We start from the raw sequence: 26401 nt of genomic DNA, 5'->3' as shown, positions 1-26401 counted from the left end.
TAGAAACATAAATAGTTAATCTATGTATAATCAGCTACGTCATTTCCGCGTATTGATCTTCGACACCGATACAGTGCTCGCCGACATGCTCAAGGAGATGCTCAAGCATATGGGGTTCCACAGCCTCCAGCTTGCGCATAATACACGCAGAGCAATGGAAATGCTGGAGCGGGAATGCCCCGATTTTCTCATCATGGACTGGGGTGTATCCGGCGCAGAGGGAGCGGACTTCGTTGCCGCCGTCCGCCGTAATGTCAAAATCGCCAATCCGGCACTGCCTATTGTGCTTTTAAGCAGGCGGGCGGAAGTATCGGATATTAAACTTGCAAGGGATACGGGCGTCAATGAGTACATCATCAAACCCTTCTCTGCCAAAGCCATTTATGAGAGACTGGAGCGCCTTGTCGAGGCGCCGCGCTATTACATCAGCTCCAAAGCCTATACCGGTCCCGACCGCCGCACACGCCAGATGGAACCGCCCGCTGGCCGTAAAGACGGACGCATCGCACGCATTCTGCCTAAACTCCAGCCGCAGGACCCCAAACTGCTTATCGAAGCCGAGCAGCCGCAAATATGGATGCCCAACTTCTCCATGAAGCATAAAATCGGGCAGGATGTCACGCTGGCCTCCATCATCACCCCCGCCGTGCTGAACCAGGCACAGGCCACGATGGATGAAGCAACCGCACAGTCCGCCCAGTGGATAAAATCCGATGTGGATATTCTTTACGGCCTGTATGAGACGCTTCGTGCAATGAACGGATCGCAGGCGGTGGTGGATGAAATAAGCAATGCGTCGCTGATGGTCAGCTCACGAGCCGGGACATTCGGCTATCTCGGCGCTTCCGAAGCCGCCTACATGCTTTACCTGTTCTGCCGCAACGCGCTTAAATATACCCATGCCTCCCACCATGCCGTGATCGAGAAGCATCTGAAAGTTATCAGGCACATTATCGATAATAACGTCCGGGGCAACAATCCTGAGATTGTGGAAGTAGTCGGCGCGCTCCGAGTCCTGGCACAAAGATATAGTAAGTAGGTTTTGTTGTCAGGGGGCGAGCATAGTTCGCCCCCTACGAACCTAACGCCTTCGGCGACTAAAGAGTGCGGTCTGCTGACCGCATCCAGCATCTGCGGGTTTAATACGTAGGCTGGTATGGCATATTAATTGCTTGTATTTCTTCCATGTATTGAATCTTAGATGGTATGGAGAATTTATGGTCACGATATCAGCAATTTCAGCTAGTTACGCAAGTTACTCTTCTTCCGGCAATTCGTCTCAGGGGGTAAATTCCCTTATGAAGCAGCTGGGGAAGGCCCTGCAGTCAGGGGATACATCTTCCGCGCAGCAGGCCTATTCCGCTTTGACAAACATTCCGTGGATACATAATGCGCTTTCCAATACCTCCAGCAGCTCGGGTAGCAGCGATTTCGTCAAAGGACTGGAGCAACTGGGCACGGATTTAAGCAGCAATAATCTCAGCGGCGCTCAGCAGGATTTCAGCAAGCTGCAGCAGCTTCTGGAAGCCATGCAGACCGGCGGCGCGAGCGGCCATCACCACCATCACCATGCCGTGGGCGCTAAAAATGATAGCAACTCCAGTGACAGCAGCGATCCGCTTATGCAGTTGCTCAACGACATTGAAAACGCACTGAATAATACGCAGAACAGCCAAAGCGGCAGCGACAGCAGCTCCTCTTCTTCGCTGGCAGCCGGTTTAAGCGTGAATATCTCCGTATAAACGGGTGACAAGAAGCGGGCAGCGAGCTAAGAATATAGCAGATTCACTGCTTCTCAGCCTTTTATGCCCGCCATTGCCATAGCCCAGATCAATGTTACCGTCGGCGATCTTGCCGGAAACATCGCTAAAATAACCGCTGCTTACCGCAACGCCGTGCAGGCAGGGGCGGATCTCGTCATATTTCCTGAAATGTGCCTTACCGGCTATCCGCCGGAAGATCTGATCCTACGCCCCGCTTTCCGCAAGCAGGCGATGCAGGCTCTTGATCAGCTTGTGGCGCTCACGCAAGGCAGCGCGGCGATGCTGGTGGGCGGGCTCTGGCAGGAAGGCGAAGCGGCTTATAATGCGGCATTCCTGCTGGAAAACGGCGCGGTCGTACATCGCCAGTATAAATATAACCTGCCTAATTACGGCGTATTCGATGAAAAGCGCGTTTTTACGCAGGGGCCTTTGCCGGAACCGGTGCTCTGGCGTGGAATAAAGCTTGGCATGCTTATCTGCGAAGATATCTGGACGGGCAATGTCGCCCGTCACCTTGCCGCACGCGGAGCCGAGTTGCTGCTTGTCATCAACGCTTCGCCTTATGAGCTGCATAAGAACAGCCAGCGCATGAACATCACGCGCAAGCGCGTGCAGGAAACCGGGCTGCCGCTGCTTTATGCCAATCTCGTCGGCGGGCAGGATGAGCTTGTGTTCGACGGCGGATCATTCGTGCTTTCCGCTGGAGGCGAAGTGCAGGCGCAGCTGCCTGCGTTTCAAGAGAAAATAGCGGTCACGCAGTGGCGGCAGGAAGCAGGCTGCCTCACCTGCGCTCCCGCCCATAAAGAGCCGGAGCTGCCGGAAGAAGCCTCGATCTACCAGGCCATGGTGCTGGGGCTCAAGGATTATGTGGAGAAGAACCGCTTTCCGGGCGTGGTGCTCGGGCTTTCGGGCGGGATCGACTCGGCCATCAGCGCCGCCGTCGCCGTGGATGCGTTGGGGGCAAGCCGCGTGCATGCGGTGATGATGCCCTCCCCTTATACTTCGCAGGATAGTCTGGAAGATGCCGCCAAATGCGCGCAGGCGCTCGGCATTACGCTGGATATTATACCGATCTCGCCCGCCATGCTGGCATTCGATGAGATGCTTGCGCCTGTTTTCAGCGGCAAGGAACGCGATGTGACGGAGGAAAACATCCAGTCCCGTCTGCGCGGTGCATTGCTGATGGCCGTCAGCAACAAAACCGGTGCGATGGTGCTTACGACCGGCAATAAATCGGAAATGGCCGTGGGTTACGCCACGCTCTACGGCGATATGTGCGGCGGCTATAATGTGCTCAAGGATATTTATAAAACGGATGTGTATAGGGTTTCAAAGTGGCGCAACACCCAAAGCCCTGTGATTGCCGAGCGCATTATCACCAAAGCCCCTTCGGCGGAATTGCGCCCCAACCAGACGGATCAGGACAGTTTGCCGCCTTATGAGGTGCTGGATGCGATCCTTCATTGCCTTGTGGAGCAGCAACTTTCCGTAGAGGAAACCGCTGCTAAAGGCTATGACCTCGCCACCGCGCAACGCGTTTCCCAGCTGCTCACCCGCGCGGAATATAAGCGCAGGCAGGCCGCGCCGGGGGTTAAAATCAGCTCGATGTCCTTCGGGCGCGACCGCCGTTACCCCCTTACCAGCGGCTGGAAGCCATAGAGATAAGTTGCATAATCCGTTTTTATCTTTATAAGCGTCTTGGAGTGCCCTGGTGGTGGAATTGGTAGACGCGCTAGACTCAAAATCTTGTGTCCGCAAGGACGTGTCGGTTCGAGTCCGACCCGGGGCACCATCTTAATGTAGATCAGACGATATGTCTTATACACCTTGGGTCCGCGATACTATTAACATCGCCCTCGGTAAACGCCTTATAGCGTTACGTGAGCGTATTGTTGCACATTTCAACGCAGGCCATTGGGAAGAAGTTGGCTTACTCACTGGCTGCACCGACATCATTAATAATCATTATCGCCTATTACGTAGTCTTTCCTTCGGTGATGAAGACTATGACGGGAATGTCCTAGCGGTCCTTCGTCAAATCGCTGAATATCAGCCGCAAGGTTTAGCAATCATCGAAAATTATCTCGATGAGAAATTTCCCGGTGAGGGCGCTTATATTTCTGTAAAACCATCAGAGCGGAAAATCGCTTTTGCACCGAATGTTTTTCAGCTGCCCGAAGGTGGTGTTGAACTTAGGTGATGTCCCCTTTGATATGCAGCATCACCGAGCTCTTAAGTATTTGCCTAATAATCAGGGATTTACCACTCTCGAAACTGACTTGATAAAGAAATTGCAGCAATATAGCTTAAAAGTTGCAGCTGCACCTTCTAACATTGGAGTAATATCCACAAACATCAATGATGATATACCTTTTTAGTAATACTATTTAGATACTTTGATCCAGCCACTGCTCTACGTCTCTATCTCCTCATAACTATCCGCAACCGCTTTATAAAGCGGCGTTAGCGCTTTCAGCGTTTCGGCGCGTTCGTGGAAATACTGCATCGGCACGTGGCGTTGTCTGTTTTGTGCGCGGCGGCTGGCGGTTTCTATGTTCGTATTCAGCGCTATGATCCTGACATAGTAGCCGATATGCTGTCTGGCATGCCGCAGGATTTCCACATGATCCGCCCGTGCGCCGCTATGGTCCATGATAATATTATAACCGCCCTCCAGGGCGCGGAATAATATCTCGTAGCCGATTTCGCGTGCGGCTTCCTCCCAGTATGCGAAGGCTTCCGCTATGCCTTGTTCGTCCCTCATCTGCCGGTATTGCGGCAATGCTTCCATCACCGCATCGAAAGCGACGATCACGGTGTTCGCCGTATCCAGGCTGCGCACCGCCGTGCTTTTCCCCGCTCCGGGGATACCGAGCATATGGGTTATGTGCGGCTGTTTTTCGGCGCGTTTTTCCCTGAAGCTAGTGGTTATGATCGCTTCCGCATCCACGAGCGGCACATTCTTTTCCTGTAATACCGTTTGCATCCCCCGATGCAGGACTATCCGGCGGGGCGATACGGTCGCGGGAGTCATAGGTTTACAGCTTATCCGGCCGGATATTCCATGCGGAGCACTGCCAGCCCCTTTCTGCATGCGTAAAGACGCAGAGCGCACCAGTGGCGATTTTCAGCGTGTCTTTCTGTTGTGATGCCGCTTCTTCGGCCAGATGCACCGCGAAGCGCGCGATGCCGTTGCTGGTCACCACCAGCACTTTCTTGCCCTGGTATTCCTGCGCGATATGCGCGGCGAATTCCTTCCATGCAAGGATAATCTTTTCCGGCTCTACATGCCAGCCCTGCGGCACGATAGCGTGTTTATCCCATGCGAGCAGCGCCTCTTCACCCAGCCTTGCGCGCACCTTGTCTTCCGGCTGGTTTTCATCCGGCCCGTAGTCGATCTCGTTAAATATTTCGAGCGCCTGCCTCGGCAGTTTCGTGCCCATCTCGGCTTCCGCTTCGTCCGCTGTCTGGCGGGTGCGCTGCAGGTGCGATGTGAAGATCACATCCGGCACCAGCCGGTGTTGCGCAAGGTACTTTCCCATCAAACGGCCCTGCCTGCGCCCGCTTTCCACGAGCGGCAGATCCGTTTTGCCCACGCGTGTAACGATATCGCCGGGGCCGAATGTGTTGCCGTGGCGGGCGATGATGAGCGTGGTGGCTTCCGGCTTCACAGCAACTCTCCGTGCTTTGCAATCAGCGCTTCCGCCCTGGTAATATCTTCGGGACTATCCACGCCCGACATGCTGGCGCGCCCGCGATAATCCACCGGAACGCAGCGTATGGTATAACCGTTCTCGATAGCCCTTAGCTGCTCCAGCCCTTCCATCTGCTCAAACCTGCCGGGAGGCAGCGTTCCATAGGTTTCCAGCATGGCGGGGGAATAGCCGTATAGGCCTATATGGCGATAAACCGGGCTGAGACTGTCTTTCACGCGCAGCTTTTCTTCGCTGCGGATGGCAGGGATGATATTCTTGCTGAACCAGAAAGCATGGCCGGTTTTTTCATCGAACACGGCGCAGGTGCCGCTGAAGGGGGTCCGCTGCTTCTGTTCCCTGAGCTTATCCAGCTCCTGCCAGGATAATTGCGTGACCGGCGTGACCATATCGCATGGTGCACGGTAAAAAGCGTCTATCATGCTTTGCAGAAAATCCGGCGGCGTGAGGGGAGCATCGCCCTGCAGATTCAGGACGAAATCCGGTTTCCTGCTGAACTGGCGCACCGCGCTTGCAATGCGGTCCGTTCCGCTGGCGCAGGCGGGGTCCGTCTGCACAAAATCCACCCCTATCGCCTTGCAATGCTCCTCAATACGCGCATCGTCCGTGGCCACGGTGACTGAGATATCCGGCTGATGTTTTGCCGCCGCCCTTGCTATTTCAACCACACGCTGCAGCATGGATTTGCCCGCAATCACCGCAAGGGGCTTGCCCGGCAGGCGGGTAGAGGCGAAACGCGCAGGAATAATGATGGCGGTGTATTGGCTCATGAGGGCGCACAGGGTAAATTAAGACTATAGAACTGCTTAAGGTAAAAAGAGCCCACGGTCAATATTACAGCGGTTCGGGCGTTAACGCCCTCTTCCTGCCGCTTCTGCTGTCTGGGCCTGTTCCCTTCCCCGCCACCATTCGCCCAGCACACGCTGCATATTTCCTCCGAGTATTTTATCAGGCACATCGGGAGCATATCCATTCTTAATGCAATAGCGCTCGCGAATCGCCTTTTCGAGATTATGGATGCCGGAAGGCGTTTCCAGTCCCGGGGCCATTTTGTCGGTGCCCGGATGGAACATGGAGCGGTCTTCGTATAAGCCCCTTTTCACCTCCCACCAGTCCCGCACCGACTGCACCCAGCCGGGATTATACGGCGCAATTCCGGTCCAGAAATCCAGCCCCAGCCCCACATGATCGGGCCCTGCGACCTTCACCACACGGTCAATATGCTCCATAATGCGGTCAATGGTGTTATTCTGCTCTCCGGGTTTGCTCATGGAATAAAAAAGCGCTGAGATTCCCACGACGCCGCCTCCCGCCGCAACTGCACGGATTACCTCATCCGAACCTGTGGCATTGCGCGGAATATCGCATATCTCCTGACAATCTACATGGGAAACCAGAGGCGGCATTTTCAGCTCCTCCGTGATGAATTTCACCGCATCCAGCGCAGTCTTTTCATTGAGATGACATAAATCGATGGCTACCCCGGCCTCTTTTCCGGCGCGGATGTAATCCCTTCCCTGATCCGTGAGACCATGCTCATTGTCTTTATCGTTAAGCCCGGATCCCAGACGGTTTTTTATATTATAGGCAATCCCCGTCACCATTACGCCCTGGTCTCCGAAAGCGGCAACATCTTCAGGTGTCGCCGGGCGCGGAGGCGTTACAAAGGGCAGAAACTCCATGCGATTCAGAAGCCCGCCTATAAATCCTGCGCGGCTAAGCGGGTCGCCGAAACCCGGAGCGCCCTGATTACAGATAAATACACCGAGTTTTCCCTGCCGATGAGCCTTGTCCATATCCTCCATTGAGGTCACCAGCATGGCATAGGGACTTTTTTCCACGCTGCGGCGAATACGGGCCACGCTTTTTTCCAGTTCCTCTACTGTACGCCCCTCAAAGGGAACGGTGCTGATGCCGATTGCATCCACTCCACCTTCCAGATAGCTTTTATAGATGTCCTGAGACGGCCCCGGCATTACGCGCCTTAATATTTTAGGTCTTGGCCCGAGCCTTGAAGCGAGGGGAGACGTCGTGTCGATGACTGGAGCGGGATTTCGATCTTCCGGAGCGACGGAACCACCGACCAGAACCCTGCCGGGTGCGGGAAGTTGCCAGTCCCGTGGCCTTATGCGCCTTCTTATTTGCCGTCCGTCCTTCTCTGCTTCACCCGCTGGCGTGGAATCTTCTTCTGACATACCATGATCTCTTCTTGTTGAGCGGGCATGGTAGTAGAGAATTATTAATATTTTATTACTGGAAATGGTTGATTTATGAACGCAGTGCCTATGTGCCATCTGGCAGAATATGGGATTGCCATAAAATCAGCTACAAAACCTTCCTAAAATCATGTAATATTAGCGTGTTATGACAGAAATGTCTCGTGGTTTGCGTGAACGTGCAACCACCCTCTCCTGCTCATGGGGGGTCATTCCGACGCCGTGGAAAGGACGGTGCTAGAATGAAAGCGCTATGGAATGCGCTATGGAGGATCCGGGTCCTTTGGTACTACAACGCCGAAGGCGGTGTCTTCCTGCTCCTGGGGATGGCGATCAGTCATCTCTTCGGAATCCTACACCCAGAGAACTCCTGGTTCCTGCGGGACCTGGTTGTCTGGCTACTGGTGGCGGGTATCTATCTTGCCGCGACCGGGGTTCCGCTGGACAAGCTGCGCGAGCACTGGCGTCTCATCGTGATCGCCATTGCCACAGAAGTGGCGGTAAAATGGGTGATCATCTCGGTGGCCACGATCTTCTTCACCGGTCCGATCGCGCTCTGGGTATGCATTGGGCTTGTGCAGATCGATCCGATCACGACCAAGGTGGTCAAGCGGATCCTGTCGCTCACACCGGCAGGGGAGACCCTCATCACGACGGTCTCTATCTATGATGACATGATCACCTCGGTAAGCTCCGTCAGCCTGGTTCTCTTGCTGGCAGCGTTCGGCGTCATGCACCCCGTGCTGCCCGGCGAGATGGGGCTGGCCGAGGGATGGTCCGCCATCCTGGCTCCGCTCGCGTTCGCCCTGCTCGTGGTTGTCTACCTCGTCATGCTCAAGTGGCGGGCGTATCGCAGGCACGTGAAGGCTGAGGTCAGCGAGGAGGCGCTCAATTTCTTCCGCTGGCTCACGGGAGCGCTGTTTGCCGCCACTTTCACCGGTGGCGCCGCATCGACGGGTATGCTCATCCGTCCGAAGTGGCTCGAACGTCCCCTGGCAGAAGGTTCGGAAACGACCAATGCCGAGGGGATCAACCGGGTCATCTTCTGGACTGTCTTTTTCATCCTCGGGATCACCATTCCGAGCGTGAAGATGGCCTGGCGGATCGGGGGGATCGCGGGAACGGCGTCCTACTTCTCGCAGTTCCCGGCTGCGTGGCTGGCTTTCTGGGCAAATGCAAAGTTCCGTGAAGCTGCGGTACTGCCCAGGGAAGACAGGCACGTGTTCTCCCGCGCACAACTGCTCGGCCTGACTGCGGTGAGCCTCGGCCTCAACGGCCAGTACACGCATGTCTGGGCCCCGACGCATGTGCTGGGTGAGGCAACATCCGGCCCGCTCAGCCTGCTGCTGCCTGCGATCCTGGCATGCAACCTGTGGCACCTGTTCGTCAACACCGGTCACCTGTGGGGACGCCGGGACTGACAGCACTCCGGAGACCGTCGCCACCCGCAGGGGGTGATGGTCTTCGGAGAAGCCCGGGATTTTATCATTGTAGCAGGTGCCCTTATTGCGGTAGTCTGCTAATAGCATGTTATCCACAAGCTCCAAGGACAAGGCTGCGCTGCAAACCCGTTTCCGTCATGCGAAGCTGGATATGGAGGCTTTTGCGCGGCCTTACCGGCGCTGCAAGCCGGGAACCTGCGAAGCGATCTGCTGCGAAGCGGGAACCGTGCTGCATAAAGGAGAGGCAGATGTTCTCACCGATATCATGCAACAGCATGGAGCGGTGCTCAGGCAGTACCTGCCGGATCTTCCGGATATACCTTTCGAGCAGGCACGTACCGGCGGCAGTGAAATCACTGCTTTCATGACGAAACTGCGGCCTTTTTCATATCGCGAGGCATTACCGCCTCATTTTGCCAGCACGCGCTGCGTTTTTGCCGACGATAAGGGGTTTTGCAGCCTGCAGCGCCTTTCCCAGGAATCAGGACAGCATCCCTGGTGGTATAAACCTCTGGATTGCTGGCTTCACCCGATCCAGTTGATTGCGGAACCCAGTCCGATCATTACCATTCCGACCGATGCGAACGACCCCTACCGCACCGAAGGCTATCCCGGTTTTACGGCCCATACGCCTTGCGGTTCGTGCACGCAGGAAGGCGAACCGGGCCATATTGTATTCCGTGAAGAGCTGCAGATGCTCGGAAAGCTGCTGGAGCGCGATTTCCTGCGTGAGATTCAGTCTCATATTGGGCAGATATCATGAAACGCATCGCGCATACTTCTTCACTGCAGAGTGAAGAATGGTTTCGCCCTCTCGGATGTGCTTCCCTCATCGGCAGGAATGCCTGGCGAGGCGATGTTTTTTATGCCTTCATGCCGCAGGAAATACAGCGGCTTAAAGATGTTGCTGCGGAACTGGAAACCCTGTGCATGCAAGCTGTGGAACATGTGATTCGCCACCGGCTGTATGACGCAATGCTCATGCCCTCCGCGCCTTCTCTGCGTCAGGAGATCGAGCGTAGCTGGGAGCGGCAGGAACCGGCTTTCTGCGGCAGGCTTGACCTGGCGTATGATGGCATATCCGCGCCGAAGCTTCTAGAATATAATCCTGAACGTCCGGGCCTGCTGCTGGAAAGCGCCCTGCTGCAGCGATACTGGCTCCAACATGAGATGCCGCATGCCGGACAGTTCAATGAAATCGAAGCCCGCCTTTCACAGGCGTGGCGGGCACTGGATACACCCGAGCTTGTCATCAGCCTGCTCGATACTCCTCACCTGCACTCGGAGGAAGATGATATCGCCGCTTTCCTGCAACGCACGGCTGGAAGCGCGAGGATTAACGTGCAGATCGTACCAAGGCGGCTTATCCAGACCGATCATAACCGGCTCTGGAGCCCGGAAGGCCAACCCATCCGGCATCTAATGATTACCCATGACTGGTATGAGATGCTGGCGTGCGGGCTGCTGGATTGTTTCTCGCCGCAGGAAACGCGTGTTATTGAACCGGCGTGGCGCTGCCTGCTTGGAAACAAAGCGCTGCTGAAGGTGCTCTGGGATTTATATCCTGATCACCCGAACCTGCTGCATACGACACTGCATGCTGAGGAGCAGAGAGGGAATTACGTGACCAAGCCGATTATCGGCGCTATGGGAGAAAACATCACGCTTCATCACGCACAGGAAATACGCACGCAGGGGCGTTTTGGAGCTTTCCCTAACGTGTACCAGCAACTAGCATCCCTGCCTTTTCATGAAGCGCAATATGCGCAAGTAGGATTATGGGTTATTGGCGGTCATCCGGCGGGCCTGATTATACGGGAGGATGCCTCTCCTATCATCCGGTACGATAGTGTTTCACTGCCGCATATTGTTGAAATTTAACTAAGAGCGAACTGGCGCAGGCCTTGCCTGTTCCGGTGTGGCTTGCGGGGCCGTTATTGTCGTACTCAAATCCGGCAAGGCCGCATCCGTTCGGCTTTGGTCATCCCCAAGCCCCAGTCTTTCGCGCCGAAGCCGCATGGTTTCCGCCGTTTGTTCCCAGCCCTGTCTTCCTTCTGGACCTCCGACGGTGCGCGTCGCTGCTGTTGCCTGAGTATCACTTATTCCCCGCAATGTTGCCGCAGCCTTAACGACAGCATCCATAGCTCCACCCGGCAAATCTGGAGCAGCTTGCGCTCCAACTCCTTTGGCTAAAGCCGCTTCCTTTGCGCGTTCCTGCATCAGGCTTTCATGCAATCCATCCACCATCACCGTCACGCCACTGGCAATGCCCGAGATATTGCCATAAAAGGGGGGAAATCTTCCGCCGCTCACATTGCCCTGCTTTTCAATATGAGGGGTGCGACCGAACATCGTAGCGCCAATGGCAGGTATACCTGCCACTGTTATTCCTTCCACACGCTCTCCCCGTGCATTCAGGAGTGTAAAATCTTCTGCCAGTTCAATACCGTCGCCTGCTTTGCGATGCGGTGTGGCGAGTCCCTTATCAATCATTTTACGCCAGAACGGGTCCTGCGTGTGGCTGTAATCCACAGAATATCCCATACCTGATATTACGCGGTCGAATTTGCGCGTTACAGCCTGCGCCCCCTCTTCCGCATCCGCATCCCAGGCGAGTGGCGCTTTGGCTTCCTGCGGGCCATCCGCCCGCGGGGTGCGCTGACCAGGCGTTATCGTCACTTCAATCCCGCCATCTACTTCCTTCATCCGCTCATCCGCCCGTGTAGAGATAAATCCGGCTATCACTTCAAGCTGGCCGGATTCGCGCATTTCATTCAAAATGCGAGAGTTCTCCGGCGTCGTGCCCACACGGTGCGTATTCAGCCACGTGGCATATTGGCTATATAAGCGACGAGACGCATCGTCACTCAGCACATCCCCGATATCCGGCACACAACGCTCCCAATAGCCCAACACTTCTTCCGATGTGTAGCCTTTCTTCATATGCAATGCGAATTCGCGCTGCATCGACTGGACGATATCGGTTTCCACAGAACCGGGATAGTCTGCGCCCTGCCGTTTCGCCGCGTCCACTATGGCCATGAATCGCGGCGGTTTGCGCTCCAGTTCCGCTATTTTTTCGGGCCGCGGCTCACCGGCTAATCCGTTTGCCAGATAATCCTCGGTGCTGGTAGCGCCATAAGCGGCATGCTCCAGCGCATTACGCGATACCAGGGTAATCTTACCCTCATAACCGGATTGCTTCAGACGCAGGGCGGCATCCTGAGCCGTGAGGCCCGTTCCCATAATCAGCACGCTGCCCGGATCCTCACCCGCCGCCTTTTTGCTTGCCTGCTCTGCCAGCACCTCCTTGAAGAATGCGTTAGCCTGCGCACTATAGGGGTCTGCCGCATAACGTTCGCTGTCTACAATATTTTGTGCGGCCACGTGGCGCACCGGTTCTTTCTGGCCTGTCGCCAACACCAGTTTGCGGCACTCCAGCGTTTCAACCTGCCCGTCTTCACCGCGGACAAGCAACTTGCGCGGCGTAGCGGAGACATCCGGCTCCAGCGCCTCTCCTATCCGCACCGTAACGTTAGCCTTATCTCCCGCGCGGGCCGCCGCCAGATCCACCAGATGCGAAAGATACTGGCCGAAAAGCTCGCGCGGCGGATCCTGCAGATGCTTCAGCACCTGTTCCTTTGCCTGCGCCCCAAGCTGATCATCGGCCAGTCCCTGAATATAGCCTGCAAAGCTCGGAAAACCTTCCGGCATATTTTCAACGGCAAATATGGTCGGACTTTTCGAACTCAGATTCAGGTGATGTTCCTTGAAATCCGCCGTCTTACCGTAAGCCACTCCGCCAAATTTCTGTTGCGGGTAGCGCTCGATCATTGCGATGTTCACCGGCGCATCCGCTGTGGCGCGCGGATCATCGGCAATTTTCAGCAGCTCATGCACCAGCGTGGCTGTTCCGGCAAGGCCGCTTCCTACGATCGCAATATCATAATTATCCGCCACGGCGTTTCCCCTCTGCGACCGGACGAACACGCTTGAAATCAAACGCGAAGAATGCGTCTCTCTGGTTTTCGGCGATATAATAAAACCACTCGTTGGCCCTGTTCTGCACTGCCGGCAGATTCAGCATCAACGGGCCGGTAACGCCCGGATAATATACCCGTAAATCCGGCTGACCATACGCCTCTTCTATGACAAAGCGGATATTGTTATCCACCATCACTCCCCTACAGGGGGGGCGCTTTGCAGGATCAAAGGCAGGATTTACCACGACATACCCCTCCCCGGCCAACCTGTATAACCGGACGGCGTCATTGCCGTGATGCGTGCCTATCAGCATGGGCGCATTGCACTCATCAAGCTGAAACGGCGTTATTTCCGTGAAGATGACCTGCATAATAACCTCTTACAAACTTCCCCCTGTCATCATAGCAGGAAATTGTTACAATCCTATTACACCGCTTGTAACAGGCTGTCACTGCGGATTTGCCTGATGGCATGCTTCCACAGGCAGGCGGCGCTCATTGATAATCAGCAGCTTTTGCGTGTTTGAGCCATCAGCGGCCTGAGTTGCCAGGATCCCGAAGCGTTTTCCATCCTTATAAGGCGTGTTCATGATGACGGTGCCATTAGGAGCTGTTACCTTGAAATAGCCATGCACCATGCCGTGGCGATACGTCACTTCGGCATAATTGCCGTTAGGATACCAGTATTTGGCTAACCCATGCACCTGGCCTGCGACCATCGGCTCCTCGGCCTTCATGCCATTGCTGTTGCGCTGGCGGTAATAGTCCGGTTTTTCTACACCGATCTCGCGTTTAAAGTCAAAGTTAGCGGCCCAGCCGCATGCTTCTTTTACCAAAGCCACCGGCAAGGGAACTTGTGCGGCGGTGTTGCTCGCGAACTGCGCCGTAACCTGCTGGGAAGTGACTGCCGGATTGCGGCGTGTACTGGGCATCATTCCCGACAGGCGATAGCGTTTTTCATGCCAGGGCATGCCTAAATATCCGGCATGCATTTCAATCGTCGCCTGTGTCTGCTGTAGCACAATGCCTGCGTACGTACCGGAACTGACGGAAAAGCTTTCCTTATCGCTAAGGCTGACAGGCAGCGGCGAGGCTGCGGGGCTGGTGATGGAAAAATGATAATAAGTCCCGCCATGCCTGCCATGACTGATATATTTGCTGATTACAGGCAGCGTTAGCTCCTGTGCGGGAGATTTATCCATTTCGCTGTTGATATACATGCCAATCCCTGCAAGCGCTGCACTGATCAGCGCTATATTGGCGGCAAGAAACCCTATTCCTACGGGCTGCGCGGTCTTTACCGTTTGTCCGCTTATTGCGTCACCGGCACTCATGGCCTCGTAGAGATTTTCTGTATTTACGATCTTATTATCCGCTTCGGGTTTAACTTCGCTATCTCCATTGTAGTTGCGGTAGCGAGCGTACCATGTGCCCAGCGGAAGGGCATAAGTGGCCAGAAATGCCAGCGGCGAGGCTATTATAAAGCAGATAAGAAAGTTTTCTGCGTAGTGGAATGTTCCCAGCGCCGAAGACTCCACAATAAGCCCGACAATGAGCACATACAGGATAACCCGGTACCATCTGGCGACGGGGTTACGCTTCTTGCGTAACGCAGCCTGTTTCCTCTTTTCCTTATCTTCTGGGGAAAGTGAATTAAATGATAACTGCATTATGCACCCGGCCTGCTTTGGGGATAGATGCTCCCATTATGGCAGACAAAGCTTAAGTTTTTATTACCGGGGGTTGCAAAAACGCTAGTTCTTCAGCTCTTTCAGAAAGTCCTTCACGCGATCGCGCAGCAGATCGGACTGTTTGGAGAGCATTTCGGACGAATGGAGCATCTCTCCTGCCTCCTTGTCCGCATTGCCAACGCCATGCGTGACATCACCGATATTGGCGGAAATATGCTGAACGCGCTCGGAAGCCTGGCGCATATTGCCCGATATCTCTCCGGTAGCGGCGGACTGCTGTTCCACCGCGGATGCAATTCCGCCGGAATACTGGTTCACATTGTTAATGGCGGTCTGAATGTCTTTTAATACATCCACCACTTCATTGGAAACTTTCTTGACGTTTTCGATCTGCTTGGCGATTTCTTCCGTAGCCTTGCCGGTCTGTCCCGCAAGGTTCTTCACTTCGGACGCCACCACCGCAAATCCCTTACCGGCTTCCCCGGCCCTGGCGGATTCGATCGTAGCATTGAGCGCCAGCAGGTTGATCTGTTCCGAGATGCCACTGATAAGTTCGACAATATTGCCAATCTGCGCCACAGCGGTCGTCAGCTGTTCCACGGTCCTGCCCGCCTGTTCCGTATGCTGCACGGTTTCGCTGACAAGGGTAGAAGATTTCGTAATCTGGGCAGCGATCTCTTTCACGGAGGCGGACATTTCCTCCACCGCTACCGATACGCTTTTCACGTTCATATTGGTCTGCTCGGAAGCATCCGATACCGCACCGGACTGCATGGCCGCCTTGGCCATTTTTTCTTTCATGCCTTCAGCGGTTTTGTACAGCGTAGACGCCGTCGTTGCTACCGTGGTGATAATCCCCTGCACTTCATGCTCGAACTTATCCGCCATCTTGCCCATTGCAGCGCGCTTCGCCACTTCCGCCTCGGCACGCATTTTTTCTTCATTCTTCTGCATGTCTTTAATGCGGATGATGTTCGCCTTGAAAGATTTCAGCGCTTCGACGACCACTCCCAGCTCGTCCCTGCGTGAGAATTCTTCCAGATCCACGCTGACATCGCCTTTTGCCAGCCCATCCGTGACTTCGGCAATTTTCCTGATGGATTGCAGCAGCTCCTTGCCCATGATGTAGTTCAGCATGAACCCTACGAGCAGCAGCACCCCTATGATACCCTTGCCCCAGCTCTGGCTTTTGGCAATATCGGCAAACATCACATCAGATTTATGCTGTGCGTCGTTATAGGAGTCTTCGCGAATCTGGTGCAGCAGTTCCTGGACTTTCTTATATTTGGCCGTGAATGGCTCAATGGCGTTAACTGCGCCGGAAAAGTCAATTTCCAGCATCGCCTGAATAACGGTCAGGGCATCTGCATATCCCGGAATCTTATCTTCTTTGCTGCCCTTGATTTCTTTTATCACAGATGCAAGGTCGGGGCTGGGGTGCTGGCCGTAATAATCGTCCAGTTCCTGTGTCAGGGTCCCCAGATCTTTTTTAATGGATTCGATATCTTTATTGGCGTCGTATGTCTTGTTCGCCGCTTTTCTGACCAGGGTCTGATATATACTTGTATTGAGGGAGCTGAAATGGTCGGAGATGGATGCCAGCGTTACCGTCGATTTGACGTTTACGTCCGCAATCACTTTGGCTGTGCCCGCTGAATTCGACAGCAGCGTGTTGGCAAAAAATGCAACCCCGATAAGGGAGAGCATGCCCAAGGCTGCGGGAGCGGCGATTTTTGCAAGCAACGAAAAATTCTTTAACTTCATAACACCATTCCCCACTTACACGAGCCCTGTTTAGGTAAGGGCCCGGCGAACCGGGCCCCCTTAATTCATTAGGGCACTTCCTTGATCATCATGCTGAACGCCGAACCGAAAGATACCCCCGTTGCAGCCGATGCGGCTTTGGAAACGGTAATATCCACGGCAGGCTCGCTCTTTACCGATATAGCACATTTCTGAGCGGCCGTACAGTCACCGGAGTTCGAAATGGTGATGAGCTTCTTGGCGCTTGCAGCCGAGAAGATCGCGTCGAAGCTGCCGTTCATGCCCGCAGGGATGAACACCACTTTCGCCGCTGTGCCGGAAAGTGCGGCAGGCGCCACGATGGTCGCCGTGAGCCCGGCACCCGCTGCCTGGCTGACCGCTGCATCCGCATCCGCCTTGGATGCGCCGCCGTCCGTCACCACTGCAACGTCCACTGTCCCTTTCGGACCGTTTTCCACGAAGCTGATTGCCTTGGCCACCACCTTCATGTCCTTGTCGGTCACCGCTGCCTGGGCCTGCGTCGAGAGAGCAGATGCAGCCAGCAGGGATACAGCGCCGATTACACCATAACGTAGTCTGGAAATCTTATTCATAAAACAACCTCATTATAGCTTAATTGACGCTTAGAACTTTTTGGACAGAGACAGGAATACCTCGCGCTCTTCTTCAAGCCCGAAACTGGTCGGTACGCTTGCCTGAGAGATATCCAGACCGGACAGCGCAATCGTGATACCCGGATCGAACGTATAACCAACGCGGGCAGACAGCGTGTGGAAATCATTCACGTCCACCAGAGCATCGTGACTTGGCACTGCCGTTGTTGTGATTGCTTTATATCCGGAAGCAACCTGACCGTAAACGTCAGCTTCCCAAGGACCTTTCGCCCAGCCCAGGTGACCATTCAGCACGTGATGCGGGAAGGTATCCTGGAAGTCGATCGGCACTGAGATAAAGGACTGATTCACGGTGAAATTATCATCCGTGGTCTGATAGGCATAGCCCAATCCCCAGCTCCAATCCTGCAGGAAACGGCCATCAAGTTTCAATTCCAGACCTTCGGTACGGGTATCACCGATATTACCAGCCTGCGATACGAGTGCTGAAAGCTGCTGTGCGCTGGTAGACATTACATCGCGCGTGTTTTTATAATAAACATCCGTGCGCAATTTGCCGCCGATCTGGCTGATCAGACGATCGTAACCAAGTTCATAGTTGGTAACAATCGAAGGCTTCAGGGCCGGCTGGCCAACCGTATAAGCATTTACGCCTGGAAATCCAGTGGGTATGGTTAAGTCTATCCCGTAATCCACCAGCGAAGGCGCCTGGATACCACGTGCATAAGACACACGGAATGTATCTAAATCCGTCGCTTTCCATACCAGGCCGCTGTTTTCGCTCAAAGCTGTGGTGCTTTCATCGAAATTGGCATCGCTTGTAAAGGGAGTAGTAAATGGCCCGCGGCGCCCCAGATCGAGTGTATCCAGACGCACAGCGTTCGTCAGTTCCAATTTCGGCGTGATAGCCCAGTTCCACATGGCCGAACCAGCCCAGACACTATAAAATATATCACCATTCCCCATTAACGGCCCCCCCTGCATGGTGTTATAGCGATACTCACCCATCACACGGAAGCTGTGGTCGGTACCGATCTTGAACAGATCCTGCAGCTGCGCTACCGTTACTTTATTTTCAATCGCGAGCGCAGGAACTACTCCGGATGCTCTTGAATGTGAAATCAGATCGTTTTGATAAACATTCGCTTCAACAAGGCCTATATTGGTCTGAGAAGTCAGTGTGGCTTTTTCGCTATTAACGCGCGTGCGTACGATAGAGTTGCTGTAGAATACTGCTTCGTTGTCATTGCTGTTTGCCAGACTTCCTTCCAAGCGCAACTGAGTCTTCGAATTGATCTGGAAGATCGAGTCCAGATTGAAATCCTGTGCATGATCTTCAGGCTGGAACGAACCGCTCGCAAACGTTGTGCCATTGGAGTCTTTATTGAATTCGTTTTCACCCATCGTGCTGCCGGATACGCGGACGCTGGCCCAATCGGTCGGGCTTACGGTCGCAACAGCATGCGCCTTACGATATTCACCGGTGCCGACTGTGACGCCTGCTTCTTTGACGTTATCGTATTTCGGATTGTAGGTCACAATATTGACCACGCCGCTAACTGCGTTAAAGCCGAACAAGGCGGTATTGGGGCCTTTGACGACTTCGATCTGGCGGATTTCTTCAAGCTGCACGGGGATCAGCGTCCAGTCCGTATAGCCGTAAGTGTCGATATATACCTGACGGCCGTTTACCAGTACGAGCAGGGTCGGGTTCAGTGTCTGGTTCTGTCCGCGAACGCCTACGTCGGACCAGGCGCGCGTGCTCTGCCAGTTCATTACGCCATCAACACGGCTCAGGATCTGCGGGATGGTCTGAGCACCGCTGCGGCGGATATCATCAGAAGTGATGATGTCCATTGCCACCGGGGCTTCCGATGCTTTCTGGGGTTTGCCTGTGGCGCTGGTGGTGACCGGTTCGCCGAACAGTTCCTGTAAACTGCCGTAATTAATTGTTTGCGCATGCGCCGCGCCCGCATAAGCAAGCGTCAGAGCAACCATACTGGCAGTTGTAGCAAGGATTTTTTTCATAAGCAGCCCCATGTAGATTGTGTTACCCTTTCACAGCTAGCATATGTAATTTGGAAAAGTCTTCGTGAATTTAGCATCGGAAAACACAAAGTTTATTCACTGTAACATAATTGCCGCTAATGATTTCGGATTCGTAAACCATTCGGTTTCATATTAAGATTTATTTAACTCTTATATTGTCTAAATTGGGACTATTTCTACAAACAAAATATTTCTCCTCTTATAAGTTGGCACCTTCTCCTCTATTAATTTGCATTGCTGTCCTATAGTGCCCGATTATCATAAAGGAAAATCATTCCTTCATGAGGCATCAATGAAATTATGCGCATTATTAACCGCTGTCGGTTCGCTTACTATTGCGATGCTTTACCTCTCTCCTGCTCCTGCTAATGCTTTTGGTCCTTTGCGTGCATTGCTTCACCGCTCTCACAGCGACTCCTCTTTCGATGCGGAAAGTGACGGCTACGGATATTTCTTCAATCACTTAAGCTGCAACAAAGCAGTGCGGGCGGAAAGCCGGGGTTCTCACCGGGAAAGCACTTCCATTGCTCCCAACTATACAGCGTCCTATGGCTCCAGCCCATTACAGACGCTGGATGTCTATGCTCCTTCCAAACGAGAAAACAGTTCATTGCCAATCATTGTGATGGTGCATGGCGGCGCGTGGTGTGTCGGCGATAAGCGCATGGATAAAGTCGTCACCCATAAAGCGAAGCGCTGGGTATCCAAAGGCTTTTTGTTTGTCTCCGTCGACTACCGCATGCTGCCGCAGCACGCGGACATTATGACGCAGGCCGCAGATGTTGCTTCCGCTATCGCCTATGTCCAGGCCCATGCGGCGCAATGGGGCGGCAATCCCGCGGAAGTTATTGTGATGGGGCATTCGGCCGGAGCGCATCTGGTTTCCCTGCTCAATTCCGATCCGCAGCTCGCGGCCCAATACGGTGCGCATCCCTGGCTCGGCACAATTTCGCTCGACAGCGCAGCGCTCGATGTTCCGATGAGCATGCATGCGCAGCATCCGGTTTTCTATGACGATGCGTTTGGCTCCGATCCTTCCGTGTGGCTGGCCGCTTCGCCGTTTCAGCATTTATCGCGCCGCTCATTGCCCTGGCTGGGCGTCTGTTCTTCCCAGCGCAAGGATTCCTGTCCGCATGCTCATGCCTATGCCAAACGCGCGCAGCAATTAGGGGTCAAAGCAAGCGTACTGGAAGAGGATATGAAACATGCAGAAGTTAACGACAGGCTCGGCGAAGACCCATCTTATACGGATGCTGTCGAATCGTTTATGGCATCGCTTAGCGCCGACATAGCACACCACCTGAAATAGAACTGCCTTTCCTATATGGTCACACATTGATCAGGAGTGGGAAACTTCTTCAGATGTTTGCGCTGTGCGTGTCGTCTGAACCCAATTTTTGGTTGCACAGTGACACAGGAAGGGCTACTAATTTGGTATGGTAGCCTCGTGAATCCTCAGGGATTACGGCGACTTATATCAATACGCCGAAGGACATTACATGAACAGTATCGTGCGTCCGGCAGATAATTTTTTTATGCGGCAGGCCACCGCAATTGCCATTATTATCGTGACATTGCTGATGGCTATGTCCGCTGTCATTTTTTACAATCAGGAACGCGCAGGACGTCTTGCCAAGGACTGGGTTGAGCATTCGTACCAGGTGTCCATGCATACGCAGGTGCTGTTCGGCAAACTAAAGGATGCGGAAATCGGCGAACGCGGCTTTCTGCTTACCGGCAGGAAGGAGTATCTGGAACCCTATTATAACGCCATCAACGATACGCTTGTTCCCGTTACGCTGCCGGTAAGCCATTTCGTTCGCAGCAAGTTCAATTCCGATGCCGAGCCTAACAATCTGCCAATGGAATATGCCGTACCGGATCCGCGCGTTTCCATACAGAATGAGCTGAAGACGCTGCGCTGGCTTACCTCGGATAATATCGCCCAGCAACGCAACGTAGATGAAATGGACGGGGTGATAAAAGAGCTCCTTGCCTACTGGGACGATGCTATCAGGGTGCGAAAAAGCAATAACAGCATGGCTGAAGTCTCGCAGGATACAGGCAAGCATATGATGGATCATGTGCGGATTCTGGCACGTGTGATGCTGTCAGAAGAATCGCGCCTGCTGGAAATGCGCAGCGACGCCGATGAAGCCAACACCGAACGCAATCATATGCTCATCTATGGTGGTATTCTGTTTTTCTATGCCGCGCTCGTGCTCTGCATATGGCTCTACCAACGCACCCGCGCACGCGCCGCGGTTCAGGTGCTGAACTATACGCAAGCGCTCGAGAAAAGCGAAGAAGAGCTGAAGATGCAGCAGGAAGAATTGAAAGCCTCGAACGAAGAGATCGAAGCTTCGAATGAAGAACTGGAAGAAAAAACACGGGCGCTGGAAGAGCAGAACACCCAGATCCGCCGCCAGACGGAAGAGCTGGAAAAAAGCAGAGCCATGGTTATCCAGAAGGCCCAGGAAGTGGAGCAGGCAAGTAAATATAAATCGGAATTCCTTGCCAATATGTCGCATGAACTGCGCACACCGCTTAATAGCCTGCTGATTCTGGCCAAGCTGCTGGCCGCCAATGAAGAAGGCAATCTTACAGCAGAACAGGTGGAAGAAGCCCGTGTTATCCATAATGGGGGGCTGGAGTTGCTGAACCTGATTAATGATATCCTGGATCTTTCCAAGGTGGAAGCGGGCAAGCTTACCATTACCGCCGATGATGTTTACATCGATAATATCGTCAAGCAGATGCAGCGCCAGTTCGCTCCCGTCGCCAGGGAATCCGGTGTCGCGTTCCCGGTAAAGATCGCAGATGATACCCCCTCTCTCATGCGTACAGACGCGCAGCGCGTGGAACAGATTCTGAAGAACCTGATTTCCAATGCTTTTAAGTTTACTGAACGCGGTCACGTAGCACTTGAAGTCGGCAGGCCGGATGCAAAGCTCTCCCTCCAGCGCCCTCATCTGGACCGCAATAATACTATCGCATTTACGGTGGAAGACACAGGTATCGGCATTGAATCCTCGAAGCTCAATGATATTTTTGAAGCTTTCCAGCAGGAGAATGGCTCCATCGACCGGCATTATGGCGGCACTGGCCTCGGCCTTACGATCGCGCGCAAATTCGCTCATATGCTGGGCGGTGAAATTCATGTCACAAGCGCTAAAGGTAAAGGCAGCCGGTTTACGCTTATCCTTCCCGTTTCGCTCGAACCTTCTACGGAAAGCAGCGAGCCCGCAGAGACTGTCTTATCGGAGCCCGTTTCCCTGCAGCAGGAACCGGCAGAACCGGTGAGCATGCCCATGCCTTCCGCCGCGGAATTCGTTTCCGACGATCGCAAGGTAATCGGCGAAAAAGACAAGGTGCTGCTTGTGATCGAAGACGATCCGCAATTTGCCGGAGCGTTAATGACCATGGCCCACCGGCATGGTTATAAATGCCTGATTGCCGGGGACGGGCGCTCCGGCATATTGCTTGCAACGCAGGCTAAAATCACTGCTATCATACTAGACCTGAAACTGCCGGATATTGACGGCATGCAGGTGCTGGAGCAATTGAAAGACGATTTGCGCACACGCCATATCCCGGTTCATATCATCAGCGGGCGGGAAGAACCGGAGGGCGACGCAGCGCCGCTTCGCAAGGGCGCTGCCGGATATCTGCGCAAGCCTGCGGAAAAAGAAGATATCGACCGCGTATTCGCAAAGCTGGATTCACTGCTGCCGTCGCAGACCAAGCGCCTGCTTGTCGTGGAAGACGACCGTAAGAGCCAGGTTGCCATAGAGAGCCTGCTGAAGAAAGAAGGCGTGCAGATTACCTCCGTTAACACAGGCGCAGCCGCATTCGCGCAACTGGCCGAAACCACGTTCGACTGCATTATTCTCGACCTCCGCCTGCCGGATATGAGCGGGTTTGAATGGCTGGAGCAGGCAGAAAAATCTCCGCCTAAAAATGGTTTACCCCCCGTCATCGTTTATACGGCGAAGGAACTGACGGAGGATGAAAATCGGGACCTGCATGGCTATACCGGGAGCATCATTATCAAAGGCGCGAAATCTCCAGAGCGGCTGCTCGACGAGGTGACCCTGTTCCTGCACAGCGTGGAATCCACTCTCTCGCGCGAACAGCAGGATATCATCCGCATGCAGCATAACCCGGACAAGGTCCTGCAGCGCCGCACCATCCTGCTGGTGGATGATGATCTTCGCAATACATTCGCGCTGTCCAAGCTGCTCAAAAAACACGGTATGAATATCGTGATCGCCGATAACGGCCAGATGGCGCTGGATAAACTGCGCGAGGATCCTTCCATCGAACTCGTGATCATGGATATCATGATGCCCATTATGGACGGCTATCAGGCCATTCGGGAAATCCGCAGCCAGAAGGCCTATGCAAGAATGCCGATCATCGCGCTCACGGCGCGCGCCATGCCCCAGGAGCAGGAAAAATGCATGGAAGCCGGGGCGAACGATTACATGACGAAACCCGTCGATATCGAACGTCTGCTCACGCTACTGCGCGTCTGGCTATTCAGGCAGGAAAAGGCGGCTTAATGGCATCCCTTACCCCTCCCCCAGCCATATATGACGCCAGCGACACCGAACAGATCGAGATCGATCTGCTGCTTGCAGGCATCCGCAGCCGCTATGGTTATGATTTCAGCCATTATTCGCATGCCTCGCTTAAACGCCGCCTGGAGCGCGCACGCGAGCAGGCAGGATTGAAGCGGTTTACTCAGCTGCTGGACCTGCTGCTGCACAATGAAGCCAGCTTCGATGAATTCCTGAAGGCCATGTCCGTCACGGTTACGACGATGTTTCGCGATCCGCTATTTTACCGCACCGTACGCGAGAAAATCATCCCTGTGTTTAAGACCTTCCCTTTTGTCAAAATCTGGCATCCGGGTTGCGCCACCGGGGAAGAAGTTTATTCCATGGCCATTGTGCTGCACGAGGAAGGTTTTCTGGAACGCGCACGGATTTATGCGACGGATTTCAATAAACACTCGCTTGATATTGCACAGAAAGCCGTCTACCCGGGGCGCAATCTCACCGGATATGAGGCTAATTACCGTGAAGCCGGCGGCAAGGGCGACTTCTCCGACTATTACAGCGACCGGTATGAGCTCGTGAAATTCAAGAATTTCCTGCAGGAACGCATCACCTTTTCCTACCATAACCTGGTTACGGACGGTGTATTCGGAGAAATGAACCTGATCTGCTGCCGCAATGTGCTTATTTACTTCGACAAGGTGCTGCAGGAGCGCGTGCTTACCCTGTTTGCGCAAAGCCTGCGCCATGGCGGATTCCTGTGTCTTGGCAACAAGGAGAGCCTTAAATATACTGGCGTAAAGCCGCAGTTCGAGAATGTGGATTCCAAGCAGCGTGTTTTCCGTAAACTTCATACGGAGGATATCTATCATGCGCTATGAGGCTATTGTGATCGGGGTATCGGCGGGGGGGCTGCAGGCGCTCAAAACGCTGCTGCCTGCACTAAGCAGCACTTCCTTGCCGCCTATTGCCATCGTGCAGCATATCGAGGAGCATTCCGGCAGCTTCATGGTGGAATATCTCGACCAGCTATGCAGTTTCAGTGTCAAAGAAGCCGAAGATAAGGAGCCGATGCTTGCCGGTCATGCCTATCTTGCCCCGGCGGGCTATCATTTGCTGGTCGAGCCGGACCGCACATTCAGCCTGTCGGTCGACGAGCGCGTGAATTACTGCCGCCCGTCCGTGGATATTCTGTTTGAAAGCGCGGCGGAAGCCTTCGGCAATAGCCTGATAGGTGTTATCCTGACCGGTGGGAATAAAGACGGGGCGAAAGGACTGCAAACCGTCGCCGCACGCGGCGGAGTTACTATCGTACAGCATCCTGAAACCGCTGAGGCGCAGCCCATGCCCCGGGCCGCACGCGAAGCCGTGCCCGAAGCAGCCTGCCTTCCGCTGGAACAGATCGCGCCGTTTTTGATGCAATTATGCACTTCACCTTCCAAGAAGAAGAGGATTCCATGAATCAGCCTTTGTTAAAACCGGATAATTTTCCGACTTCCGATGCTGCATTGAGGCCCAATATCCTCATTGTGGATGACCGCAAGGAGAATCTGCTCGCGACGGAAAAAATCCTGCGGCACCTGGATGCGGATATTTTCAAGGCCGGTTCCGGCAATGAAGCCCTGTCGCTCATGCTGCGCCACCGTTTCGCGCTTGTGCTGCTGGACGTACAGATGCCGGAGATGGACGGATTCGAGACGGCCAAGCTTATGCAGGACCATGACGATATGAAAAATACGCCGATCATCTTCGTTACGGCGATCAGCAAAGAAGAGAAATATGCGACGCAGGCCGCGGAAATTGGTGCGGTGGATTATATCTTCAAGCCCATCAACCCTGAAATCCTCAAAAGCAAAGTGAAGGTTTATCTTGATATTTACGTCCAGCGCGAGGAGATACTGAAGCTCAACTCCGTCCTGCGCCAGTCCAACGAGGAGCTGGAACGTTTCGCCTATATCTGTTCGCACGACATGCAGGAGCCTGTGCGTATGATGAACAGCTATGCGGAATTGCTTAGCAATAAATACGCAGAGCAGCTGGACGAAAAAGCGACCAAATACTTACGCTTCATTTCCAGCAATGCTCGCCACTTACAGAAAATGATCATGGATATTCTTGAATTTTCACGCGTGGGCAGGGAATCGCCGACACTGGAGCGGATCGACAGCCATAGGGTAGCAATGGAAGTGATCGGCAAATTCGAATCCCTCATCGCAGAGAAAGGCGCAAAGATTGAGTGTGAAGACCTGCCGGTGATCCGCACTTCCGATACGCTCATGCGCGCTTTGTTCCAGAATATCATTGGCAATGCGCTGAAATTTCATGACGGCTCGAAAACTCCTGAAATACACGTTCATGCCGAAGAACAGCCGGATGGATGGCTATTCTCCATCACGGATAACGGTATCGGCATAGACCCGCAATATAACGACAAGGTATTCGCCATTTTCCAGCGCATCCACCGCAGGGAGCTTTATCCCGGCACGGGGATCGGGCTCAGCACTTGCAAGAAACTCGTGGAGCTTTATGGCGGCCGTATCTGGTTTGAATCTATCCTCGGCGCCGGAACCACTTTTTACTTTATCATACCGAAAAAGGAGTAGT

22 protein-coding genes and 1 tRNA gene are annotated in these 26401 nt (G+C 53.9%); 13 read left to right on the top strand and 10 right to left on the bottom strand.

All coding sequences use genetic code 11. The features are described from left to right. Positions 1–22: 22 nt before the first annotated feature. From VFT64_03215 to VFT64_03195, 5 genes are all read left to right on the top strand, one after another. Entirely contained in the window at positions 23–1039 is a 1017-nt protein-coding gene (locus VFT64_03215; GenBank protein ID HEU5046830.1) for a response regulator, read from the top strand. Between the two features lie 178 nt (positions 1040–1217). Further along, positions 1218–1742 (top strand): hypothetical protein, encoded by a 525-nt coding sequence (locus tag VFT64_03210; protein ID HEU5046829.1) that lies wholly within the window; start codon positions 1218–1220, stop codon positions 1740–1742. Between the two features lie 63 nt (positions 1743–1805). Beyond that, the gene (locus VFT64_03205) at positions 1806–3422 is read left to right on the top strand and encodes an NAD+ synthase (GenBank protein HEU5046828.1); all 1617 of its coding nucleotides are present in this window, start codon (positions 1806–1808) and stop codon (positions 3420–3422) included. 46 nt (positions 3423–3468) lie between these two features. Further along, positions 3469–3555 (top strand) — tRNA-Leu (locus tag VFT64_03200). Between the two features lie 21 nt (positions 3556–3576). After that, complete coding sequence (locus VFT64_03195) at positions 3577–3963, top strand: hypothetical protein (protein HEU5046827.1); 387 nt, start codon at positions 3577–3579, stop codon at positions 3961–3963. A gap of 213 nt (positions 3964–4176) precedes the next feature. Here the strand turns inward: VFT64_03195 and VFT64_03190 are convergent, their stop codons facing one another. The 4 genes from VFT64_03190 to VFT64_03175 form a co-directional block, all read right to left on the bottom strand. After that, positions 4177–4749 (bottom strand): zeta toxin family protein, encoded by a 573-nt coding sequence (locus tag VFT64_03190; protein ID HEU5046826.1) that lies wholly within the window; start codon positions 4747–4749, stop codon positions 4177–4179. Positions 4750–4801: 52 nt separating this feature from the next. Further along, positions 4802–5434, bottom strand: coding sequence for a histidine phosphatase family protein (locus VFT64_03185; GenBank protein ID HEU5046825.1), 633 nt, complete (start codon positions 5432–5434; stop codon positions 4802–4804). Continuing rightward, positions 5431–6246, bottom strand: coding sequence for a manno-octulosonate cytidylyltransferase (locus VFT64_03180; protein HEU5046824.1), 816 nt, complete (start codon positions 6244–6246; stop codon positions 5431–5433). Before VFT64_03180 ends, VFT64_03185 begins: the two co-directional genes overlap by 4 nt. A gap of 81 nt (positions 6247–6327) precedes the next feature. Continuing rightward, entirely contained in the window at positions 6328–7671 is a 1344-nt protein-coding gene (locus VFT64_03175) for a membrane dipeptidase (GenBank protein HEU5046823.1), read from the bottom strand. A gap of 263 nt (positions 7672–7934) precedes the next feature. Between VFT64_03175 and VFT64_03170 the strand changes: the two genes are divergently transcribed. The 3 genes from VFT64_03170 (at position 7935) to VFT64_03160 (ending at position 11015) form a co-directional block, all read left to right on the top strand. Next, on the top strand, positions 7935–9113 hold the full coding sequence (locus VFT64_03170; GenBank protein HEU5046822.1) for a hypothetical protein: 1179 nt from the start codon (positions 7935–7937) through the stop codon (positions 9111–9113). Between the two features lie 106 nt (positions 9114–9219). Further along, positions 9220–9897, top strand: coding sequence for a hypothetical protein (locus VFT64_03165; protein HEU5046821.1), 678 nt, complete (start codon positions 9220–9222; stop codon positions 9895–9897). After that, a complete protein-coding gene (locus VFT64_03160) occupies positions 9894–11015 on the top strand; it encodes a glutathionylspermidine synthase family protein (GenBank protein HEU5046820.1) in 1122 nt (373 codons plus the stop codon). The genes VFT64_03165 and VFT64_03160 overlap by 4 nt, the downstream gene beginning before the upstream one ends. Here VFT64_03160 and VFT64_03155 read toward each other — a convergent pair whose 3' ends face one another. From VFT64_03155 to VFT64_03130, 6 genes are all read right to left on the bottom strand, one after another. After that, on the bottom strand, positions 11016–13094 hold the full coding sequence (locus VFT64_03155) for an FAD/NAD(P)-binding protein (protein HEU5046819.1): 2079 nt from the start codon (positions 13092–13094) through the stop codon (positions 11016–11018). After that, complete coding sequence (locus tag VFT64_03150) at positions 13084–13488, bottom strand: hypothetical protein (protein HEU5046818.1); 405 nt, start codon at positions 13486–13488, stop codon at positions 13084–13086. The genes VFT64_03155 and VFT64_03150 overlap by 11 nt, the downstream gene beginning before the upstream one ends. 78 nt (positions 13489–13566) lie before the next feature. Next, entirely contained in the window at positions 13567–14787 is a 1221-nt protein-coding gene (locus tag VFT64_03145) for a hypothetical protein (GenBank protein HEU5046817.1), read from the bottom strand. 84 nt (positions 14788–14871) lie between these two features. Beyond that, a complete protein-coding gene (locus tag VFT64_03140) occupies positions 14872–16572 on the bottom strand; it encodes a methyl-accepting chemotaxis protein (GenBank protein HEU5046816.1) in 1701 nt (566 codons plus the stop codon). 68 nt (positions 16573–16640) lie between these two features. Continuing rightward, a complete protein-coding gene (locus tag VFT64_03135; GenBank protein ID HEU5046815.1) occupies positions 16641–17165 on the bottom strand; it encodes a hypothetical protein in 525 nt (174 codons plus the stop codon). Positions 17166–17195: 30 nt separating this feature from the next. After that, entirely contained in the window at positions 17196–19214 is a 2019-nt protein-coding gene (locus VFT64_03130; protein ID HEU5046814.1) for a TonB-dependent receptor, read from the bottom strand. Between the two features lie 313 nt (positions 19215–19527). Here VFT64_03130 and VFT64_03125 point away from each other — a divergent pair, with 313 nt between their 5' ends. From VFT64_03125 to VFT64_03105, 5 genes are all read left to right on the top strand, one after another. Next, entirely contained in the window at positions 19528–20544 is a 1017-nt protein-coding gene (locus tag VFT64_03125; protein HEU5046813.1) for an alpha/beta hydrolase, read from the top strand. Positions 20545–20734: 190 nt separating this feature from the next. Then, positions 20735–23800, top strand: coding sequence for a response regulator (locus VFT64_03120; GenBank protein ID HEU5046812.1), 3066 nt, complete (start codon positions 20735–20737; stop codon positions 23798–23800). Further along, positions 23800–24678 carry a protein-glutamate O-methyltransferase CheR gene (locus VFT64_03115; protein HEU5046811.1) on the top strand — a complete coding sequence of 293 codons (879 nt, stop codon included), beginning with the start codon at positions 23800–23802 and terminating at the stop codon, positions 24676–24678. Before VFT64_03120 ends, VFT64_03115 begins: the two co-directional genes overlap by 1 nt. Further along, positions 24668–25258 carry a chemotaxis protein CheB gene (locus VFT64_03110; GenBank protein HEU5046810.1) on the top strand — a complete coding sequence of 197 codons (591 nt, stop codon included), beginning with the start codon at positions 24668–24670 and terminating at the stop codon, positions 25256–25258. The genes VFT64_03115 and VFT64_03110 overlap by 11 nt, the downstream gene beginning before the upstream one ends. Beyond that, the gene (locus VFT64_03105) at positions 25255–26400 is read left to right on the top strand and encodes a response regulator (protein HEU5046809.1); all 1146 of its coding nucleotides are present in this window, start codon (positions 25255–25257) and stop codon (positions 26398–26400) included. Before VFT64_03110 ends, VFT64_03105 begins: the two co-directional genes overlap by 4 nt. Position 26401 lies beyond the last annotated feature (1 nt).

It is taken from the genome of Rickettsiales bacterium, assembly GCA_035765535.1.
Classification (GTDB): Bacteria; Pseudomonadota; Alphaproteobacteria; order Rickettsiales; family JABCZZ01; genus JABCZZ01.
The sequence above is the reverse complement of the archived record's forward strand: the minus strand, read 5'-3'. Positions and strand labels throughout refer to the sequence as shown.

Coding starts and splice junctions, on each gene's coding strand:
- VFT64_03215 (HEU5046830.1), top strand. CDS start 23: ATGTATAATCAGCTACGTCATTTCCGCGTATTGATCTTCGACACCGAT.
- VFT64_03180 (HEU5046824.1), bottom strand. CDS start 6,246: ATGAGCCAATACACCGCCATCATTATTCCTGCGCGTTTCGCCTCTACC.
- VFT64_03165 (HEU5046821.1), top strand. CDS start 9,220: ATGTTATCCACAAGCTCCAAGGACAAGGCTGCGCTGCAAACCCGTTTC.
- VFT64_03120 (HEU5046812.1), top strand. CDS start 20,735: ATGAACAGTATCGTGCGTCCGGCAGATAATTTTTTTATGCGGCAGGCC.
- VFT64_03115 (HEU5046811.1), top strand. CDS start 23,800: ATGGCATCCCTTACCCCTCCCCCAGCCATATATGACGCCAGCGACACC.
- VFT64_03210 (HEU5046829.1), top strand. CDS start 1,218: ATGGTCACGATATCAGCAATTTCAGCTAGTTACGCAAGTTACTCTTCT.
- VFT64_03105 (HEU5046809.1), top strand. CDS start 25,255: ATGAATCAGCCTTTGTTAAAACCGGATAATTTTCCGACTTCCGATGCT.
- VFT64_03145 (HEU5046817.1), bottom strand. CDS start 14,787: ATGCAGTTATCATTTAATTCACTTTCCCCAGAAGATAAGGAAAAGAGG.
- VFT64_03110 (HEU5046810.1), top strand. CDS start 24,668: ATGCGCTATGAGGCTATTGTGATCGGGGTATCGGCGGGGGGGCTGCAG.
- VFT64_03190 (HEU5046826.1), bottom strand. CDS start 4,749: ATGCAAACGGTATTACAGGAAAAGAATGTGCCGCTCGTGGATGCGGAA.
- VFT64_03170 (HEU5046822.1), top strand. CDS start 7,935: ATGAAAGCGCTATGGAATGCGCTATGGAGGATCCGGGTCCTTTGGTAC.
- VFT64_03130 (HEU5046814.1), bottom strand. CDS start 19,214: ATGAAAAAAATCCTTGCTACAACTGCCAGTATGGTTGCTCTGACGCTT.
- VFT64_03175 (HEU5046823.1), bottom strand. CDS start 7,671: ATGTCAGAAGAAGATTCCACGCCAGCGGGTGAAGCAGAGAAGGACGGA.
- VFT64_03140 (HEU5046816.1), bottom strand. CDS start 16,572: ATGAAGTTAAAGAATTTTTCGTTGCTTGCAAAAATCGCCGCTCCCGCA.
- VFT64_03135 (HEU5046815.1), bottom strand. CDS start 17,165: ATGAATAAGATTTCCAGACTACGTTATGGTGTAATCGGCGCTGTATCC.
- VFT64_03125 (HEU5046813.1), top strand. CDS start 19,528: ATGAAATTATGCGCATTATTAACCGCTGTCGGTTCGCTTACTATTGCG.
- VFT64_03195 (HEU5046827.1), top strand. CDS start 3,577: ATGTCTTATACACCTTGGGTCCGCGATACTATTAACATCGCCCTCGGT.
- VFT64_03150 (HEU5046818.1), bottom strand. CDS start 13,488: ATGCAGGTCATCTTCACGGAAATAACGCCGTTTCAGCTTGATGAGTGC.
- VFT64_03205 (HEU5046828.1), top strand. CDS start 1,806: ATGCCCGCCATTGCCATAGCCCAGATCAATGTTACCGTCGGCGATCTT.
- VFT64_03160 (HEU5046820.1), top strand. CDS start 9,894: ATGAAACGCATCGCGCATACTTCTTCACTGCAGAGTGAAGAATGGTTT.